The sequence below is a fragment of the Agrobacterium sp. ST15.13.015 genome, assembly GCF_027871645.1.
In the GTDB taxonomy this organism is placed as follows: Bacteria; Pseudomonadota; Alphaproteobacteria; order Rhizobiales; family Rhizobiaceae; genus Agrobacterium; species Agrobacterium leguminum.
The window spans coordinates 1-15863 of the sequence record NZ_JAQAHF010000035.1; the positions used below are offsets into that span (position 1 = coordinate 1).

Below are 15863 nucleotides of genomic sequence, written 5' to 3' on the forward strand. Positions count from 1 at the left end.
GCAATAAGGTACCGATCTCGCTGATGAAATCAGGAGGCTCAACCAGCCCGCCTCCCTGAATGAAGCCGGAAAACTCTAGCCTCAGATGGTCCAGAAACCTGGGGCGGTTCAGAAGCCGGAAAACTCTAGCCTCAGATGGTCCAGAAACCTGGGGCGGTTCACTTAAAAGGCTGGCAGCCACGCGGTGCCAGAAAGGGATTGCGCGACTAAAATGAAAGCCTTATATGTAGATACGTTTCTACATGGAGGCGACTATGGCTACGACTAACTTGACCAGCCGCGAACTGAATCACGATGTTGGCAGAGCGAAAAAAGCTGCTGAGGCAGGGCCTGTCGTTATCACCGATCGAGGCAGACCTTCGCATGTGTTGATGACGTACCGTGAGTTTGAGCGTCTGACAGGTAAGCGTCACAATCTTGTCGAGGCGCTTTCAATGCCAGGATTGTCGAATATCGATTTCGATCCGTCTCGGTCGGCCATTGCAACTCGCGAAGTTGATCTCTCTTGAAATACTTGCTCGACACAAACGTTGTCTCCGAGCTGCGTAAAGTGGGTGACGGTAAGGCTGATCTGAACGTGACGACTTGGTTAGGTGCCAAGGATTCTCGTGATCTGTATATTTCTGCCATAACAATTTTAGAGCTTGAGCGCGGGATACTCAGCATCCAGCGACGCGACATCGAGCAGGGCTCTCGCTTACGAGCCTGGATGGATAGCCGAGTTCGCCCGGAGTTCGCTGAGCGCATCCTCTCTATCAATGAAGCAATTGCGACGCGATGTGCTCACTTGCATATTCCGGATCGCCGCAATGAAGCAGATGCACTCATTGCTGCGACAGCGATCGTGCATGGACTAGTGGTTGTCACACGCAACATTCATGATTTCCAAGGTACAGGCGTTGTTCTCGTAGACCCATGGCGTGCCTAAAGACCGGCATGCGGGGTGCCTTGAAATTGTTTCTGCGAGCTCGGCAGGAATCTCATTGAGTTTTCGAAATGCAGAGGTCGGCCGTTCAGATTATATCAAGGCGAAATGGCTTCGAGAAACAAGCCCGATACCTCAAAAGATATGTATTTTAACCTGTTGCCGGAGATGAAGGTCATAACGAAATGTGCCCAAGGGTAACGATGTTGCGTACTTCCGGCAGCAAAGGATTGCGGTTGTCGGGACTCCAAATGGCGTGAAGCTCTGCAACACATTCTTCTCGCAAATCCAAAGATCGAAAGATCACATCATCGAAGCAGGCGTTTTGGGTGCCGGCCGGAACTAGCGCCAGGCCGATGCCGGCGCTGACCAGTGAGAGGATGGCCTGAGAATGGGTCATGCTTTGAACGACGCGGGGGGCAATACCGTTCTGCTCTATCAGTCTGGTCAGCTTGTCGTGCAGATAGCGTGCGGGCTGGGAAAACATGATGAAGGGCTCACCATTGAGCGCATCCAGCGCAGGTCGGCGTTTTGCGGCAAGAGGATGCGCGCGAGGGATGGCGAGCATCATGGGTTCGCGCGCAACGCACAGGCTTTCCAGATGATGATTGCCGGTAAGCGGGCGGGAAAGTCCGAGATCGATATCGCCGGCATTGATCGCTTGAAGCTGCTCGGCCGTTTCCATCTGCACCAGTTCGAGTTCGACCTGAGGTGTGGCAGTCCGCGCCCGACTGATGAACCTCGGCAGGAAACTATAGGTGCTGGCGCCGACAAAGGCGATTTTCACTGCTCCCGCACTCCCGCGTGCTGCCCTTCTTGTCGCGGTTACCGCTGCATCCCCCTGTTCAAGCAGTTTCCGTGCCTCCGCCAGAAACGCTACCCCTGCCGGCGTCAGGACGACGCTGCGGCTGGTTCTCTCGAAGAGTGTGACGTCGAGTTCCTGCTCCAGCAGCTTGATCTGCCGGCTGAGTGGAGGCTGGGTCATATTCAAACGCCGGGCCGCGCGGCTGAAATTCAGCTCGGCGGCGATGGCGACAAATGAACGGACCTGTCCCAAATCAAGCATCTATTCAATCCTGGTATCAATATCCAACAGAAAACAACTTGGACTTAAATTGATTGCCGCGATATCAGTCAAGACGAGGGCCGCTCGGCGGGTGAAAATCAGAGAGGCGAAGATGGATACGCAGCCAGCAAAAACCGGCCACCGGCAACAGGCCCTCGGCGCAGACAGCATTGCCTGGATAAAGCTTTCTTCGATTTTCCTGCCGCTGAAGGCGCCGATAAGCGATGCAAAGGTTTTGACCGGCAGGCAGAGGCCTTTGACCGAAGTCGCTTTTCTCTTTGCGGAAATAGAGACGAAGCACGGCCATAGCGGCATTGGGTTCAGCTATTCCAAGCGTGCCGGTGGTCCGGGTCAATATGAACACGCCAAGGAGATCGCGAGCGTCCTTATCGGCGAAGACCCGAACGACAATGGCAAGCTGTGGAACAAGCTTTGCTGGGCCGGAGCGTCGGTCGGTCGCAGCGGGCTTGCCGTCCAGGCGATAGCAGCCTTCGATGTGGCCTTGTGGGACCTCAAGGCGAAACGTGCAGGCCTGCCGCTTGCCAAGTTGCTCGGCGCCCACCGCGATTCCGTGCAATGCTATAACACATCAGGTGGCTTCCTGTCGTCGTCGATTGAGGAAGTTCTCGATAATGTCGAGCGCTCGGTTGCTGCGGGCATAGGTGGGATCAAGATCAAGGTCGGTCAGCCCGATATGGCTGTCGATCTCAAACGCGTTGCGGCGGTGCATGAGCGCATCGGCGGCAGGGTGGCGATGATGGTCGATGCTAACCAGCAGTGGGATCGCCCCACCGCTATGCGTTTCGGCCGTCTCATGGAGCCCTATAATCTGACATGGATCGAAGAGCCGCTCGATGCCTATGATGTCGAAGGCCATGCGGCGCTCGCCGCAACGCTCGATACACCGATCGCAACCGGCGAAATGCTGGCGAGCGTTCTGGAGCATATCTCGTTGATTGAGAATAAATCCGTCGATTTCATCCAGCCCGATGCGCCGCGCGTTGGGGGCATCACGCAATTCCTGAAAATCTGCGCGCTGGCAGAGTCCAGGAAGCTGCAGCTTGCGCCCCATTTCGCCATGGAAATCCACCTCCATCTGGCGGCCGCCTACGAGCTTGAGCCTTGGGTGGAGCATTTCGACTGGCTCGATCCGCTTTTCAACGAGCGGCTGGAGATCAGGGATGGCCGCATGCTGGTGCCAAGCCGGCCAGGTCTTGGCATTACGCTTTCGGAACAGGCCGATCACTGGACGCGGGCCACGGCGGAATTTGGCAAGCGGCCGTAAGCGCGCTGCGTCAGGCGGTGCCGCGGGCAACGATGTGGAAATCGATATTGATCATGGCCTCCACATTGCGGTCGCCTTCTATCTTTCTGAGAATGGAGCGCGCTGCCTTGGTGCCGATGTCACGGCGATCGATACGGATCGTTGTCAATGGCGGGTGTGTGTAGGGAGCAAAGTCAAAATCGCCGAAACCGATAACGGCAAGCTGATCGGGTATGCTGCAGCCGCGTGCGTTTGCTTCCGCCAGGGCGCCGTGGGCGACGACGTCCGATGAACAGAATACGCCGAGCTTGCCTTGCCCACTGTCCAGAAGCTGCGCCATCGCCAATCTGCCGTCCCGAAAGGTAGAGGGTGAATTCATTTCCAGCGCTGGTAACTCGACATCCGCGACCCCTCTGAGGCGACCGACGAAACCGTCGCGGCGCTGAACGGCGCGGGGATCGTTGGCACCGATCTGGGCATAGCGGTCGTAGCCCTTGACCAGCAGATGCTCGGCCGCCAGAGCGCCAACCGCCGCATGCGAGAAGCCGACCGCAGTGTCGAGCGGTGAGGGGGTGGAATCCCATATCTCGACAATCGGCAGGCCCGCGCCTGTCAACATGGCGCGTGTCCCTTTAAGATGCGTGATGCCGGTGAGGACGATGCCATCGGGACGGCGTGCCAAAATCGCGCGTGTCAGTTCCAGCTCGCGGGCATTGTCATAACCGGAAAGGCCAAGCAGCAGTTGATAGCCGGCGGCGACGAGTTCAGCGTTAAGCCCCTCGATAGTCTCGGCAAAGATCGTGCTGGAAACGGTTGGGACGATCGCAGCGATCAGCCGGGTGCGCCGGGAAGCAAGGCCGCCAGCCAACAGATTAGGCACGTAACCCGTTTTTGCGATCACCCGCTCAATCACCTCCAGCGTGCGGGGCTTGACCAGAGCGGGAGTATTGATCGCCCGGGAAACCGTGACCGGCGAAACGCCCGCGAGCTTTGCAATGTCGGCGAGCGTGACCGGCCCGCCTGGTGCGATATAACTTCTTTTCTCGTAGTCGGTCATTTCTCGTTCCCCTCAAAATGATTTACGCTTTCATTTTGAGCATAATCAAGATGCGCGTCTAAAGTATTGTAGTGATTCAAGTCAATATGTTGAAACATAATGATTAAAAAAACACCGTCTGCTGTTGCGGAAGAAATTTTTGGGGCTAAAATGAAAGCGCTTCCATTTCTTCGGGAGGAGGGTTTCGAAGGGTGGTGAACAGTGCTGGCAGGAAGCCAGAAAGTGGAGGAATTACTATGAACCTCAAGCGTTTCATGACGTTTGCGGCTGTCACAGCCGCAATATCCGCAACCGGTCTCCAGTCCAGTTTTGCCGAAGACTATCCGTCCAAGACGGTGACCGTCATTGTTCCTTTTGCCGCAGGCGGCAATACGGATACATTCGGCCGCCTTGTGGCTGAAGAATTGGACAAGAGGCTGGGACAACGTTTCATCGTTGAAAACAAGCCCGGTGCCGGCGGCAATATCGGCCTTGGCGACCTAGCGCGGTCAAAGCCTGATGGCTATACGATCGGTATGGGAACGGTCAGTTCCAACGCGATCAATCAGACGCTCTACAAGACCTTGCCTTATGACAAGGAAAAGGGATTTGCGCCGATTTCGCTGATTGCAAGCCTGCCGAACGTGCTGGTTGTCAATCCGGATAAGATAAAGGCGAATTCCGTCAAGGAGTTGATCGCCTTCCTGAAGGCGGAGCCGGGCAAGCACACCTACGCCTCTTCCGGCGTTGGCACGTCCATCCATCTTGCGGGCGAGCTTCTGGCCACCAAGGCCGATCTCAAGATCACGCATGTGCCTTACAAAGGCAGCAGCCAGGCCATTCTCGACGTTGTTGGTGGCCATGTGGACATGATGTTCGATAATATTCCGACCGCTGCCCAGCAGGTGAAGGCCGGTAAGGTCAAGGCGCTAGCCGTCACCAGCCTGGAAAAAGCCAGCCTGCTGCCCGACGTGCCAACCATGGCAAGCGTCATTCCCGGTTTCGAGGCGACCTCGTGGCATGGTTTGTTTGCGCCTCCCGGCACCCCGCCGAAAATTGTCGAAAAGCTCAGCAAGGAAGTCCAGGAGATCATTGCGGATCCGGCGATAAAAGCGAAACTCGAAGCAATGGGTGTGACGCCGGTCGGCAATACGTCGGCCGAATTCCAGGCGTTCATCGACAAGGAAACGACGAAGTGGGCCGAGGTCATCAAGGCCGCGAACGTCCCGCCGCAGTGATGCAGGCTGCCGGCCGGTATGATTTCCTTCGATGTCATTCCGGCCGGCTCATTTCCACAGCGAGTATAGTGCCATGCTGAAGATAAAAAACGGTCGCGACTTCGCCGGCGGCGTGACGATGATTTTTGCCGGCCTGTTATTCATCTGGTTCGGTCGCAATCTGGAGATCGGGAACTCGTTCCAGATGGGCCCTGGTTATTTCCCGACCATGCTGAGCCTGATCTTGATGGCGCTTGGCGCGTTGATCCTCATCCAGTCGCTGATGGTTGGCGTTGAAGAGGGTGAGACCGAAACCTGGAACTGGAAAGCTTATTTTCTGGTGATCCTCGCTCCCGTCGGCTTCGGTCTGCTGCTGGCAGGGCTTGGCCTTGCGCCCACGATGTTCCTGCTCATCGTTGGGGCCTCGGCTGCCAGTGGTTATGCCAACTGGCGTCACTCCATCCTGCTGGGCGTTTTCCTGGCGGGGTGCTCGGCCCTGCTTTTCACCAAGCTCTTGGCGCTCCCTCTTCGTGCCTTCGGACCGTGGATCCCCTTTATCGGTGACTTTTTCTAGGGCGTGCCAGTCAGCCCCGAAACCGGATTGTATTACTTATGGACATCATTTCTAACCTTTGGCTCGGCGCATCGACCGCTTTCCTGCCGATGAACCTGCTCTACGGCTTCATCGGTTGTCTTCTGGGAACTGCGATCGGGGTGTTGCCGGGGCTTGGACCAACGGCCACGATCGCGATGCTCCTCCCGATCACCTTCGGCTTGCCGCCGGAATCCGCCCTCATCATGCTGGCCGGCATCTTTTATGGCGCGCAATATGGCGGCTCGACAACGGCCATTCTCATCAATCTGCCGGGGGAAAGCTCTTCCGTCGTCACCGTGATTGACGGTTACCAGATGGCCCGTAACGGCCGTGCCGGTACGGCTCTCGCAACCGCGGCCCTCGGCTCCTTCTTTGCCGGCACGGTGGCGACCATCCTGCTTGCGCTTGCCGCGCCGCCGCTTGCCGCGGTCGCGCTCAATTTCGGACCGGCCGAATATTTCTCGCTGATGGTTCTCGGTCTTGTCGCCTCCGTTGCGCTGGCCAGCGGCTCTCTGCTGAAGGCCTTCGCCATGATCCTCTTCGGCCTGCTGCTTGGCACAGTTGGCACAGATGTTGAAAGCGGCACGCCACGCTATGTCTTCGATATTCCAGAACTCTATGATGGATTGAATTTCGTTGCCGTCAGCATGGGCATATTCGGTATTTGTGAAATCCTGCGCAATCTGGAAAACGAGCAGGAGCGTTCGGTTGGCGTCAAGCGTGTGACGGGACTGATGCTGACGAAGGACGATTTCCGGCGAATTTGTGCGCCCGTTTTGCGTGGCACCGCACTTGGGTCCTTCCTCGGTGTTCTGCCGGGCGGTGGGGCTATGCTGGCCTCCTTCGCTGCCTATGCTGTGGAAAAACGGGTTTCTCCCAACCGGGTCGAGTTCGGCAAGGGTGCGATCGAAGGGGTTGCTGCCCCTGAAGCCGCCAACAATGCCGGCGCGCAAACATCGTTCATTCCCATGCTCACCCTCGGCATTCCCGGAAACCCGGTCATGGCGTTGATGGTCGGTGCGATGATAATCCAGGGCATCACGCCCGGCCCGAATGTGATTTCCGAGGAGCCGAGCCTGTTCTGGGGCATGATCGTCTCCATGTGGTCGGGTAATCTCATGCTCGTCATTCTGAACCTGCCGCTGATCGGGCTTTGGGTCCGGATGCTGACCGTGCCTTACCACCTTTTATTTCCGGCGATCATCGGCTTCTGCTGCATCGGCGCTTACAGCATCAACAACAGCGTTTTTGATGTCTTCGTCATGGCAGGTTTCAGCATTGTCGGTTTTGCATTGAGCAAGATGCGTTTCGAACCGGCGCCGTTGCTGCTCGGCTTCATTCTGGGCCCGATGCTGGAGGAAAATCTGCGCCGTGCGATGCTGATCAGCCAGGGCGATCCGACGATCTTTCTGCGCAGCCCGCTTAGCCTGTCGCTGTTGATCTTTGCGGTTGCGGTGCTGGCGCTGGTACTGTCGCCGAGCATCAGCCGCAAACGGGAGGAAGCGTTCACCGAATAGTGAGATTATAACAATCCCATCAGGTCGTTCGGCGACTATCTTGCTGCGGACGATCCGAAGCCGCGTGGCGACGGCCATGAAGGTTGTCCTGTGCGGGGGTATCGATGTATCTGGGGGCGGATACTCATTTGAACCTGCAGGCACATGGAAACATCGCTTTATCTGCCCATCAAAGGCTTTCTTGAAAAGGCGGGTTACACCGTCAAGGGCGAGGTTGACGGTTGCGACCTCGTCGGTTTGAGCGATGGCGATCCGCCGGTTGTCGTGATTTGCGAGCTGAAACTGAGTTTCAATCTGGAACTCATTTTGCAGGCCGTCGATCGCGCGGCTATCGCCGATGAAGTCTGGATCGCGGCGCGGGTCTCGGCCAGGGGTAAAGGCCGCGAAGCCGACAGGCGTTACCGCGACCTTTGCCGCAGGCTCGGGATCGGCATGCTCGGTATCGCCGATACCGGCGAGGTCAGCATGATCGTTGGTTCGATATCGCCGATGCCGCGAACCAATCCGAAACGGCGGTCGCGGCTCATGCGTGAACACCGGAAACGACGCGGCGATCCAACAGCAGGCGGAAGCACTCGCGCGCCGATCATGACCGCGTATCGCCAGCAGGCGCTTGGCTGCGCTTTGGCGCTATCGTCAGGGCCGATGCGTGTGCGTCAGGTCAGGTCCAGCATTCCGGATGCGGGGAAGATCCTGCTTGCGAATGTTTATGGCTGGTTTGAGCGGCTCGATCGAGGAGTGTATGGCCTGACGCCGGCTGGATGTGAAGCCTTGCGGCGATGGCCGCAGCAGGACCGCATTTGAGGCCGCGGTTTCACACCACTCCATTCAGATCTTCGGCGTCGGCTTGCGTCCCCGACTCACCTTTTTGGGGATGCTCTTTCCGCATTCGTTCCACCAGGCCGTCAATGCTTTCATGGCAGGGCCAAGCCCTCTGGCCTTAAGCGGCCATCGGTTCGATGTCTTCTTCATTCAAATGTTCGGCGGCCCGGGTCATGATCAGTGGTAGGGGGACTACCGCCACGCCGCTTCTGGCTGAAAAGGCGAAGCCGATTTACCAGATAAGCGCTCGGCTGGCCGGAAAGGCGCGGAATAGCAGCGTTGCTATCATCTTTTTCGTGACAGTTAAGGCAAGCGGGAATATTTCGTGCCGAATCTCCGTGCTGGTTCGGCACATTCCTCCGCCTGGCGTGACGCGCCTTCCGTAACGCCAAGCTGTTGGCGTGAGCGTTGCCATGGGCAGCAATTCGCAGCTGATCAGGGCAAAGCTGACGACGGTTAGCGAGATGATCGACGGGCATGTCGAGATCGGCCAAGAGATTTTCCTTGAAACGTTTCAGACATCATATCCCCCCAGTCACCGCTCACGGCAATTGCATTGGCAGACTTAAGGACTGCTATTCGTACCGATCGTGGCGGCGGAGCCAGTCCATTCCTTCGGCTTCGTTGCGTCCCTTCGGGGCGAGATCGAGTAGCTGATAGGTACCCATCATCGCCTCGACGCCGCGCCCATAGGTGGAGTAGGTGCGGAAGACCTGGCCGGCGTCGTCCTTGTAGAAGGCGCTGATGCCCGGCCATTCCTCGCCTAGTTCCGGCCACTCTCCGAAATTGTAGTCGATCTTGCCGGAGGCGACCTCGTCGGGTGTGAAGCTGACACGGAAATCGTGATTGAAGTCATTTCCGAAGGACGACACCCATTTGAAGCGCCAGCCCATCCGTTTACGATAGCGCTCGAGGTCGGCGAGCGGTGCACGTGATATGGCGATCATGGCAACGTCGTGATGCGAAAGATGATTGTTCATGCCATCGGTATGATCGGCCATGAAAGAGCAGCTGGGGCAACCCTCCTTCCATCCCGGCGCGAACATGAAATGCTGCACCAGAAGCTGCGATCGGCCATCGAAAAGATCGGCAAGCGTTCTAGGGCCATCGAGCGTTTCGAACACATATTCCTTCTCGATCCGCACCCATGGCAGCGCCAGCCGCTTTTGGGCGACCTCGTCCCGGTGTCGGGTAAGCTCTTTCTCCGCTTTCAGAAAATCCCGCCGGGCGGCGAGCCAGTCTTTGGCTGAAACGATTTTGTGGTTCATTGTCAGTCTCCTCGGGTTTTAGGGGATGGACATTGCCGCAGGTAAGCGGAAGCGAGCTTCAGCCAGGGCGGCAGGTGAAAGAGGCTCATCAGCAGGTACATGAAGGCCATGCCGCTGATCGGCAGCGCGACCGGCGGGGACGCGCAGATTCTCGCCTGCATGTCGTTCGCAGAAATCCAGGCCATCAACGCGAAGGTTGGCGAAGCTGCAAGAACGAGCCAGCCTGTGACCCCGCCTGATCGCGGGGTGTCCGAAGAGCGTTTTCTCGTTGGTTTGGACATTGTCATTACTGAATTCCCATTAAGGTTCGACAATGCTTCCTGCGATGCTTAACCTGACAAGAATATATGTCCGAATGGCGGGAGAATGTGAGTAACAAGTGTGACGGGATTTGAATGGACCCTCTGGTGACCTTTGCGGCGCGGGCGCTTGCGGCGGGTGATCCGCTTGCAGCGCTCAAGCGCATCGCCCTGCGTGCCGATGCTCCAGCACTCGCCCTGCGCGGCATTGCCATGGCGCAGCTCGGCGACCTTGCACGGGCGAAGGAACTGCTGGGAAGCGCGGCGCGCGCTTTCGGCAACCGGGCGCCCATGGCCCGTGCGCGATGCGCCGTTGCGGAGGCAGAGATCGCGTTGGTCTTGCGTGACCTTGGCCGTCCCATGGAGGGACTCGCCGCCGCCCGCTCTACCCTGGAGGCATTCGGAGACTTCGCGAACGCCGCGCATGCCGGCTATCTCGAAGCAAGGCGTTTGCTGTTGATCGGCCGTCTCGACGAGGCGGAGCGGGTTCTGGACGGCCTCGATGCTGGTGCGTTGCCGATGACATCGCGGGTAGGCTACGAGTTGGTAGTCGCGGGCATCGCGATGCGCCGCATACGCGCGAAGCCGGCTCGTGATGCGCTCGATCGCGCAGAAAACGCCGCGGAGGTGGTTGGCAATGCTGCATTGAAAGCCGAAGTCAATAGAGCCGTACGGGCCTTCGATGCGCCTGCCGCGCGGCTGGTCGCGCGTAATGGAGAACGGCTTCTTCGGCTTGATGAGGTGGAGGCGCTCATTGCATCGGGGGCGCTTGTCATCGATGTGTGCCGGAACGTCGTGCGTGTCAATAAAGCCTTCGTTTTTCTCGCGAATCGTCCGGTCCTGTTCGCGCTCATGCGCGTGCTCGGTGAGGCTTGGCCGGAAGATGTCCCGCGGGAGGAGCTTCTCGTCCGCGCCTTTCGCTCGCGGGAGGCAGATGAATCGCACCGCGCTCGGCTGCGGGTTGAGATCGGGCGTCTGCGCGAGGCAATCAGGCCCTTGGCGCAGATACGCGCCACCGAGCAGGGGTTCGTATTGGAGTCCCATGACGGCGGTGCGGTCGCGGTGCTTGCGCCGCCCGTCGAAGAAAAGCATAGCGACGTGCTGGCGCTTCTCGCCGATGGCGAGGCCTGGTCCAGCTCCGCGCTGGCGCTCGCGCTCGACGTCAGCCCGCGCACGGTGCAGCGGGCGCTCGATACTCTTGAGAAAAATGATAAGGTGGAGTGGTTCGGCCACGCACGCGCCCGTCGCTGGATTGCGACGAGCGTTCCGGGTTTTCCGACAAGCTTGTTACTCCCCGCCATCGGCATTTCAGGCTAGGATGAGGGCATGAAACACACAGCCGCCGAAATTATCCGTGAATATGGCCCTTTTCCCGGAGTGGATCACGTTCATGGGGTCAGCTTTGACGGCCGCCGCGTCTGGATGGCGACAGGCGGAAAACTGGAGGCGTTTGATCCTGACAGTGGAGACGTGCTGACCTCGCTCAATATTGCTGCGGATGCCGGCACGGCATTCGACGGCGAGTACCTGTTCCAGATTGCTGAAGCAGCGATTCGGAAGGTCGATCCACAGACCGGCGAGGTGCTCGCCACGATTCCCGCCCCCGGCAATGGAGGCGATTCCGGCCTTGCCTGGGCTGAAGGTTCGCTCTGGGTCGGGCAACATCGGGGCCGCAAGATCCATCAAATCGATCCCGAGACGGGAAAGGTGCTGCGAACGATCGAAACCGATCGCTTCGTTACCGGGGTCACGTGGGTCGACGGCGAGCTCTGGCACGGTACGTGGGAGAACGACCAAAGCGATGTCCGCCGCATCGATCCTTCAACCGGTGAAGTGCTGGAGCGTTTGGATATGCCGGCGGAAATGGCAGTTTCGGGGCTCGAATCCGACGGACGCGATCGGTTTTTCTGCGGCGCTGGCGATAGCCCCAAAGTTCGCGCAATACGCAGGCCAAAGCGATCTGAAACCCCAATGTGAAACAAGAGGCAATTCGCCGGTTTGTGCGATCTTTATTCGATGGCCCTCTCGGCGGTAACCGTCGGCCTGCGAGAAAGTGGTTGTCGCTTTGCAGCGTCAGCCCGAACGAGGTTGCCAGTTCAGAACAATTACATGCACTGCCGTTCCGGGTCGCCGACAGTCCGCTCTCGCGGCGGCTCTGCCGTTTTGTGGTGCCGATCAAATGGCAGGTTTCAGGTGGCAGTGCCATCGGTCGCCTGAAGCGTTGCGCCGATCAGCGTGGTGTCTTCGGCAACCTTGATGTCGATGCCCTGCGCAGCGACAATGCCCGAGCCGGAGGACCACTCCTTGAAGCCGTCCTCCTTCGAGCCGCGAACGCTCCAGTCGGCCGGGTTCACGCCAACCGTCAGACCGAAGGAGAAGCCGTCGCGCCAGCCCTGCGCCTGCGGCGAGAGGATGGTGAGATCGCGCCCGACATCGAGATTGACCGTCCCGCCGATGATGTTGCCGCCGAGAAGCGCCGTATCGCGGCCCGATGTCAGCGAGACGTTTCCGGCGGCGGTGATGGAGGCATTCGTCAGCGTCTCGTCATAGCCTTTCGACTTGCCGATATCGAAGCCGATCGAGGACAGGGAAAGCTGCAGGCCGCTTCATAACGTCGAATACAGCCAAAAACGTTAGCCCGCCTCAAAATTTCTGCTGAAGGAACTCAGAGTCTACGAAATATCCAGATCCCAACTCGTCCTGTAATTCTCGGGACAGCTTGACTCCTGCGTCGATATATTTAAATTTCTCTTCTTGGTTCGTAAATCCAGATAGTTCTGGATCATTCTCGTTAAAGGTAAGCTGGTAAATATTGTTCCATTGGCGGAGATTTACTTTCGTTCTCTCTGTGACTGGTAAATCTTCAATTTCGACATGCCCTATATAATTATCATCGCTCCGAAAAATTGGAGTATCAGCTAAATATTCGGGTAGAAAAATTAACCTTATCATCTCAAGGGCTTCCATTCACTTACTGGGTTTGCTCGTACAATGTATCCGTTTGATCCGATTCCAACGGGAACGTTTTGTTCCACTCCGTTGAATATGACTCGGTACACTGGAGCCGACCCCGACGTACCGACTATATTTCCTGCCTCGGCGGCATTCATGATTAATTTCGGAATTTCAGCAGGCTTTATTCCCTTATTTAAAAAATCGCCTTCGTGGCGTGTAACCGCCGTAGAGCCTGAACGCGTCATTGATGCGGTTCGTGATCTGCACATCGGAAGTCGCCGGCCTTTTGCCCGGAACAAGCTCCGCCTTTGCCTTGTTCGAAGGAACCCTGTTGAGGCTATCGAGTGTGTCCTGGAGGCGATCGACATGCAGGACATCGTCTTTGGCAATTGTGCCAGTCATCGCGATCCGGGCGAACGGCGGCAACAAGGTCAGGCGTTCGAGATCGTCATCGATACCCTCCCACCAGGCGTCTGCTTGCTGCACGAACTCGGAAATCGAGGTGGAACGTGCGACGTTGCCACTCAATTCCGCCATGTGGGGAAAGAATGCCTTATCGGGCTGCTGCTCCTTGTAGACCACCGCATCGATCCGCCCGGGCACAACGCGCAGGACCAGCGTTCTGCTGGCGGCGATGTCCTGCTCCGGCAACCAGGCCTGTGTCGTGGCAAACCCCTGTCGGCAAAAAGACCATTCACCGCCTTTAGTAATCCGCCGACGCTTTCATTGTTTTGGCAGGACAACGCCAAGGGTCTTGTCACGTCCTCCACGGCTTCGCTGCCAATGAGTTCGTGGCCGCCTTCGATACGGATCGTGTCCACGGGAAAACATGATGAAGCACCGGACGTCGTATTATCAGATGAGGAACCCGCAAATGTCTGGATCGTCAGGGCAGGCTCCTGCGATGCGGCGACACCTGGAACTGCCTGGCCAGCGTTTGCCGCCACCGGGTTGCGTTCCGTTTGTGCACAATGAGATTATCGGTGCGGAGATTGCCGGAAAGAAAACGTCGATCAGTCTGCGACCTCCCGGGGGGATCGATTGGCGTGGGGTTGTCTACAGCGACAAAATGGCGGTGAGACCAAAACGGAGTGACGATATGAAAAACGGAGCATGCACGTTCCGGCGTCGGTACCTCAAGGTATCGACAATCAGCTGCCTTGCCGCATTGTTGAGTTTCGGGGAAGCCGCGGCCACGCCGGCGAATATGACGGTGGAGCGCCTTCTCACCATCTGTGAAGCGCCCACTGTGCAAGAAGCGATGGTGAACGGCGACAAACTCGATTGGCAGCGTCTGTCCAATACCGACGTTGAGGAGTGGCGTCGCAGCTTCGCCGGTTATAATGGCGGTTCTGTTGATGTCGTGGGATGGCGCCATGAGGTGGAAGGCGGCGCGGAGTTACTGTCGTTCTGGATTGCCGCTGGACCTGATGGACACAAGGCGTGCGCATACACCACGCCAAGACCCTCCGGCTTTCTGGATGCGTTATCGGACCGGCTTGGGGCTCCAGACAATCTCGACAAGAATGATGTTATGGAAAGTGTAACCGCGGGGTGGAAGCGGGGCGCGGTCGATTATTCCTTTGTTCAGGTCGGCACGTCCGCCGTCATTAATATCAGCTCAAATCGATGAGATGCACTATTCCCGGGGCACAATAACAAGCACGTTGAACCCCTCATCAATATTGAATGTCTGCGGATTGAGCAGTTTGTTGCCATAGGTGGAACTGAACCAGCACGCGATCCCGTCATCATGAATTGCCGTTACGGTTTCCCGGACGGTTCTGTTGATCGCGTCTATGATTCCGATCGCGCTCTTGTCCCGCGTATTGAGATGTCTGAGCTTCTTTCGCGCAGGGCTTCCCGCATCGGAGACAACGATGGAGACCCTGTCCGTCGCGTAGCTCTTGACCCGAACCCGCAGTCGCTTCGGGCGAGACGCGTCAAACCGGTCGTTAATTTCCTTGATACGCGCCTCGATGTCAGCATCGGCGAGACGCACCTCAGGCAAAACATCATCCGCCGGCGCAAGCTCGTCGGCGAACTGCGCGCGCGCCACTTCCGCGGCGTGATGGGCATAGGCAAGATGTGTCACCGGCAGGGCCCTCAGCCATTGGCGCCGTTGCGTGATCGCCATCGACTTTGCCGCCTCTTCGCCTAGTTTGGCGACGGAGAAGTTCTCTCTTTTTTGCCCCTCATTGGTCATCAAAGTTGCCTGCCAGACATCGCCATCCGCCGTCTCGACGCGCCTCACGCCGGAAATTCCGCTCCGATTGTTCTTGCGCAGAAGCACGGCCTGCTCGTGATTGGTGGCGGGCGGGATGGCAAGGATAATGGCGTCACGGTAGGCGCGTGCCTGACGATAGGCTGCATCGCCCGAACCGTAGATGCTGTCCTTGAACAGCCTGACAATCCTGTGGCCGCGCCGCCTGAGGCTCACCCACCAGCCGGCACCGCGGTGTGCCCCGGCAGCTTCTTCTCGACGCAAGCCGTAGTGGTCAGCATCGTGCTTTGTCTGTTTCAGCCTTGCTCCAACCGGCACGTCCACCCCCGCCTGTCAAATTTCATGGGTAGTATTTTGCCCTATCCGGGTTGCAGAATTCATGTTGAGTCCTTGGTTTCGCCACAATGTTTGATTGCATTCTGTCGAGATTTTGACAGCTGATTGATTTTTTGAGCTCTGCTATCGAGGTTCGCAATGAATGACCAGCCCTCATCCTCTGACTTCATTCAGGCGAGTCGTGTGCTCAAGGTCAAGTCGCCTTTGGGCGAGAATCAGCTTCTGCCAGAGCGCCTGTCCGTCGAGGAGGGCGTATCGCAGCTCTTCGACATTCGTCTGACGGTGCGTGCCAAGAAGGAAGCGGTCAAGCCCGAAGAGCTGATCGGACGGCTGGTCGAT

Annotated in this window: 20 protein-coding genes and 1 pseudogene; 13 read left to right on the forward strand and 8 right to left on the reverse strand. The window is 57.8% G+C overall.

Annotation, left to right across the window (positions count from 1 at the left end):
• Positions 1 to 254: 254 nt before the first annotated feature.
• Positions 255 to 509 carry a type II toxin-antitoxin system prevent-host-death family antitoxin gene (locus tag PIB16_RS26345; RefSeq protein WP_081307965.1) on the forward strand — a complete coding sequence of 85 codons (255 nt, stop codon included), beginning with the start codon at positions 255 to 257 and terminating at the stop codon, positions 507 to 509.
• Positions 506 to 928, forward strand: a complete 423-nt coding sequence (locus tag PIB16_RS26350; protein ID WP_125147016.1) for a type II toxin-antitoxin system VapC family toxin — start codon at positions 506 to 508, stop codon at positions 926 to 928. The genes PIB16_RS26345 and PIB16_RS26350 overlap by 4 nt, the downstream gene beginning before the upstream one ends.
• 172 nt (positions 929 to 1100) lie before the next feature.
• Here PIB16_RS26350 and PIB16_RS26355 read toward each other — a convergent pair whose 3' ends face one another.
• Positions 1101 to 1991, reverse strand: a complete 891-nt coding sequence (locus tag PIB16_RS26355) for a LysR family transcriptional regulator (RefSeq protein ID WP_065656749.1) — start codon at positions 1989 to 1991, stop codon at positions 1101 to 1103.
• A 112-nt stretch (positions 1992 to 2103) separates the two neighbouring features.
• Here PIB16_RS26355 and PIB16_RS26360 point away from each other — a divergent pair, with 112 nt between their 5' ends.
• The gene (locus PIB16_RS26360; protein ID WP_271046665.1) at positions 2104 to 3276 is read left to right on the forward strand and encodes an L-talarate/galactarate dehydratase; all 1173 of its coding nucleotides are present in this window, start codon (positions 2104 to 2106) and stop codon (positions 3274 to 3276) included.
• Positions 3277 to 3286: 10 nt separating this feature from the next.
• Here the strand turns inward: PIB16_RS26360 and PIB16_RS26365 are convergent, their stop codons facing one another.
• A complete protein-coding gene (locus tag PIB16_RS26365) occupies positions 3287 to 4312 on the reverse strand; it encodes a LacI family DNA-binding transcriptional regulator (RefSeq protein WP_174040232.1) in 1026 nt (341 codons plus the stop codon).
• Positions 4313 to 4548: 236 nt separating this feature from the next.
• Here PIB16_RS26365 and PIB16_RS26370 point away from each other — a divergent pair, with 236 nt between their 5' ends.
• The 4 genes from PIB16_RS26370 to PIB16_RS26385 all read left to right on the forward strand — a co-directional run bounded on the left by PIB16_RS26370 (position 4549) and on the right by PIB16_RS26385 (position 8424).
• Positions 4549 to 5529: a Bug family tripartite tricarboxylate transporter substrate binding protein gene (locus tag PIB16_RS26370; RefSeq protein ID WP_078053803.1), complete on the forward strand. Its 981-nt coding sequence runs from the start codon at positions 4549 to 4551 to the stop codon at positions 5527 to 5529.
• Positions 5530 to 5602: 73 nt separating this feature from the next.
• The gene (locus tag PIB16_RS26375) at positions 5603 to 6082 is read left to right on the forward strand and encodes a tripartite tricarboxylate transporter TctB family protein (protein ID WP_174040234.1); all 480 of its coding nucleotides are present in this window, start codon (positions 5603 to 5605) and stop codon (positions 6080 to 6082) included.
• Between the two features lie 38 nt (positions 6083 to 6120).
• Positions 6121 to 7620 (forward strand): tripartite tricarboxylate transporter permease, encoded by a 1500-nt coding sequence (locus tag PIB16_RS26380; RefSeq protein ID WP_065656745.1) that lies wholly within the window; start codon positions 6121 to 6123, stop codon positions 7618 to 7620.
• Positions 7621 to 7764: 144 nt separating this feature from the next.
• The gene (locus PIB16_RS26385; protein WP_174040236.1) at positions 7765 to 8424 is read left to right on the forward strand and encodes a DUF2161 domain-containing phosphodiesterase; all 660 of its coding nucleotides are present in this window, start codon (positions 7765 to 7767) and stop codon (positions 8422 to 8424) included.
• A 24-nt stretch (positions 8425 to 8448) separates the two neighbouring features.
• On the opposite strand, the pseudogene PIB16_RS26390 reads toward PIB16_RS26385, so the two are convergent.
• The 3 genes and pseudogenes from PIB16_RS26390 to PIB16_RS26400 form a co-directional block, all read right to left on the reverse strand.
• A pseudogene (locus tag PIB16_RS26390) lies at positions 8449 to 8562 on the reverse strand (winged helix-turn-helix transcriptional regulator); the annotation flags it as partial.
• A 26-nt stretch (positions 8563 to 8588) separates the two neighbouring features.
• Entirely contained in the window at positions 8589 to 8936 is a 348-nt protein-coding gene (locus PIB16_RS26395; RefSeq protein WP_174040237.1) for a c-type cytochrome, read from the reverse strand.
• A gap of 81 nt (positions 8937 to 9017) precedes the next feature.
• The gene (locus PIB16_RS26400; RefSeq protein WP_125147023.1) at positions 9018 to 9710 is read right to left on the reverse strand and encodes a DUF899 domain-containing protein; all 693 of its coding nucleotides are present in this window, start codon (positions 9708 to 9710) and stop codon (positions 9018 to 9020) included.
• Positions 9711 to 9809: 99 nt separating this feature from the next.
• Between PIB16_RS26400 and PIB16_RS26405 the strand changes: the two genes are divergently transcribed.
• The 4 genes from PIB16_RS26405 to PIB16_RS26420 all read left to right on the forward strand — a co-directional run bounded on the left by PIB16_RS26405 (position 9810) and on the right by PIB16_RS26420 (position 12621).
• Positions 9810 to 10043 carry a hypothetical protein gene (locus PIB16_RS26405; protein WP_174040239.1) on the forward strand — a complete coding sequence of 78 codons (234 nt, stop codon included), beginning with the start codon at positions 9810 to 9812 and terminating at the stop codon, positions 10041 to 10043.
• Positions 10044 to 10105: 62 nt separating this feature from the next.
• Positions 10106 to 11326 (forward strand): HTH domain-containing protein, encoded by a 1221-nt coding sequence (locus PIB16_RS26410; protein ID WP_125147024.1) that lies wholly within the window; start codon positions 10106 to 10108, stop codon positions 11324 to 11326.
• A 9-nt stretch (positions 11327 to 11335) separates the two neighbouring features.
• The gene (locus tag PIB16_RS26415) at positions 11336 to 11986 is read left to right on the forward strand and encodes a Vgb family protein (RefSeq protein ID WP_065656739.1); all 651 of its coding nucleotides are present in this window, start codon (positions 11336 to 11338) and stop codon (positions 11984 to 11986) included.
• Positions 11987 to 12066: 80 nt separating this feature from the next.
• On the forward strand, positions 12067 to 12621 hold the full coding sequence (locus PIB16_RS26420; protein WP_271046666.1) for a hypothetical protein: 555 nt from the start codon (positions 12067 to 12069) through the stop codon (positions 12619 to 12621).
• 31 nt (positions 12622 to 12652) lie between these two features.
• Here the strand turns inward: PIB16_RS26420 and PIB16_RS26425 are convergent, their stop codons facing one another.
• Positions 12653 to 12976 carry a hypothetical protein gene (locus tag PIB16_RS26425; protein WP_125147026.1) on the reverse strand — a complete coding sequence of 108 codons (324 nt, stop codon included), beginning with the start codon at positions 12974 to 12976 and terminating at the stop codon, positions 12653 to 12655.
• Between the two features lie 177 nt (positions 12977 to 13153).
• Entirely contained in the window at positions 13154 to 13615 is a 462-nt protein-coding gene (locus PIB16_RS26430) for a hypothetical protein (RefSeq protein ID WP_065656736.1), read from the reverse strand.
• A gap of 448 nt (positions 13616 to 14063) precedes the next feature.
• Here PIB16_RS26430 and PIB16_RS26435 point away from each other — a divergent pair, with 448 nt between their 5' ends.
• Positions 14064 to 14597, forward strand: coding sequence for a hypothetical protein (locus PIB16_RS26435; protein ID WP_125147027.1), 534 nt, complete (start codon positions 14064 to 14066; stop codon positions 14595 to 14597).
• Between the two features lie 6 nt (positions 14598 to 14603).
• On the opposite strand, the gene PIB16_RS26440 is transcribed toward PIB16_RS26435, so the two are convergent.
• Entirely contained in the window at positions 14604 to 15506 is a 903-nt protein-coding gene (locus PIB16_RS26440) for a hypothetical protein (protein ID WP_271046667.1), read from the reverse strand.
• A gap of 156 nt (positions 15507 to 15662) precedes the next feature.
• Here PIB16_RS26440 and PIB16_RS26445 point away from each other — a divergent pair.
• On the forward strand, positions 15663 to 15863 hold a 201-nt coding region (locus PIB16_RS26445), incomplete at its 3' end, for a hypothetical protein (protein ID WP_271046668.1).

Coding starts and splice junctions, on each gene's coding strand:
- PIB16_RS26345 (WP_081307965.1), top strand. CDS start 255: ATGGCTACGACTAACTTGACCAGCCGCGAACTGAATCACGATGTTGGC.
- PIB16_RS26380 (WP_065656745.1), top strand. CDS start 6,121: ATGGACATCATTTCTAACCTTTGGCTCGGCGCATCGACCGCTTTCCTG.
- PIB16_RS26385 (WP_174040236.1), top strand. CDS start 7,765: ATGGAAACATCGCTTTATCTGCCCATCAAAGGCTTTCTTGAAAAGGCG.
- PIB16_RS26410 (WP_125147024.1), top strand. CDS start 10,106: ATGGACCCTCTGGTGACCTTTGCGGCGCGGGCGCTTGCGGCGGGTGAT.
- PIB16_RS26370 (WP_078053803.1), top strand. CDS start 4,549: ATGAACCTCAAGCGTTTCATGACGTTTGCGGCTGTCACAGCCGCAATA.
- PIB16_RS26405 (WP_174040239.1), top strand. CDS start 9,810: ATGAAGGCCATGCCGCTGATCGGCAGCGCGACCGGCGGGGACGCGCAG.
- PIB16_RS26375 (WP_174040234.1), top strand. CDS start 5,603: ATGCTGAAGATAAAAAACGGTCGCGACTTCGCCGGCGGCGTGACGATG.
- PIB16_RS26400 (WP_125147023.1), bottom strand. CDS start 9,710: ATGAACCACAAAATCGTTTCAGCCAAAGACTGGCTCGCCGCCCGGCGG.
- PIB16_RS26360 (WP_271046665.1), top strand. CDS start 2,104: ATGGATACGCAGCCAGCAAAAACCGGCCACCGGCAACAGGCCCTCGGC.
- PIB16_RS26355 (WP_065656749.1), bottom strand. CDS start 1,991: ATGCTTGATTTGGGACAGGTCCGTTCATTTGTCGCCATCGCCGCCGAG.
- PIB16_RS26365 (WP_174040232.1), bottom strand. CDS start 4,312: ATGACCGACTACGAGAAAAGAAGTTATATCGCACCAGGCGGGCCGGTC.
- PIB16_RS26425 (WP_125147026.1), bottom strand. CDS start 12,976: ATGGAAGCCCTTGAGATGATAAGGTTAATTTTTCTACCCGAATATTTA.
- PIB16_RS26435 (WP_125147027.1), top strand. CDS start 14,064: ATGAAAAACGGAGCATGCACGTTCCGGCGTCGGTACCTCAAGGTATCG.
- PIB16_RS26415 (WP_065656739.1), top strand. CDS start 11,336: ATGAAACACACAGCCGCCGAAATTATCCGTGAATATGGCCCTTTTCCC.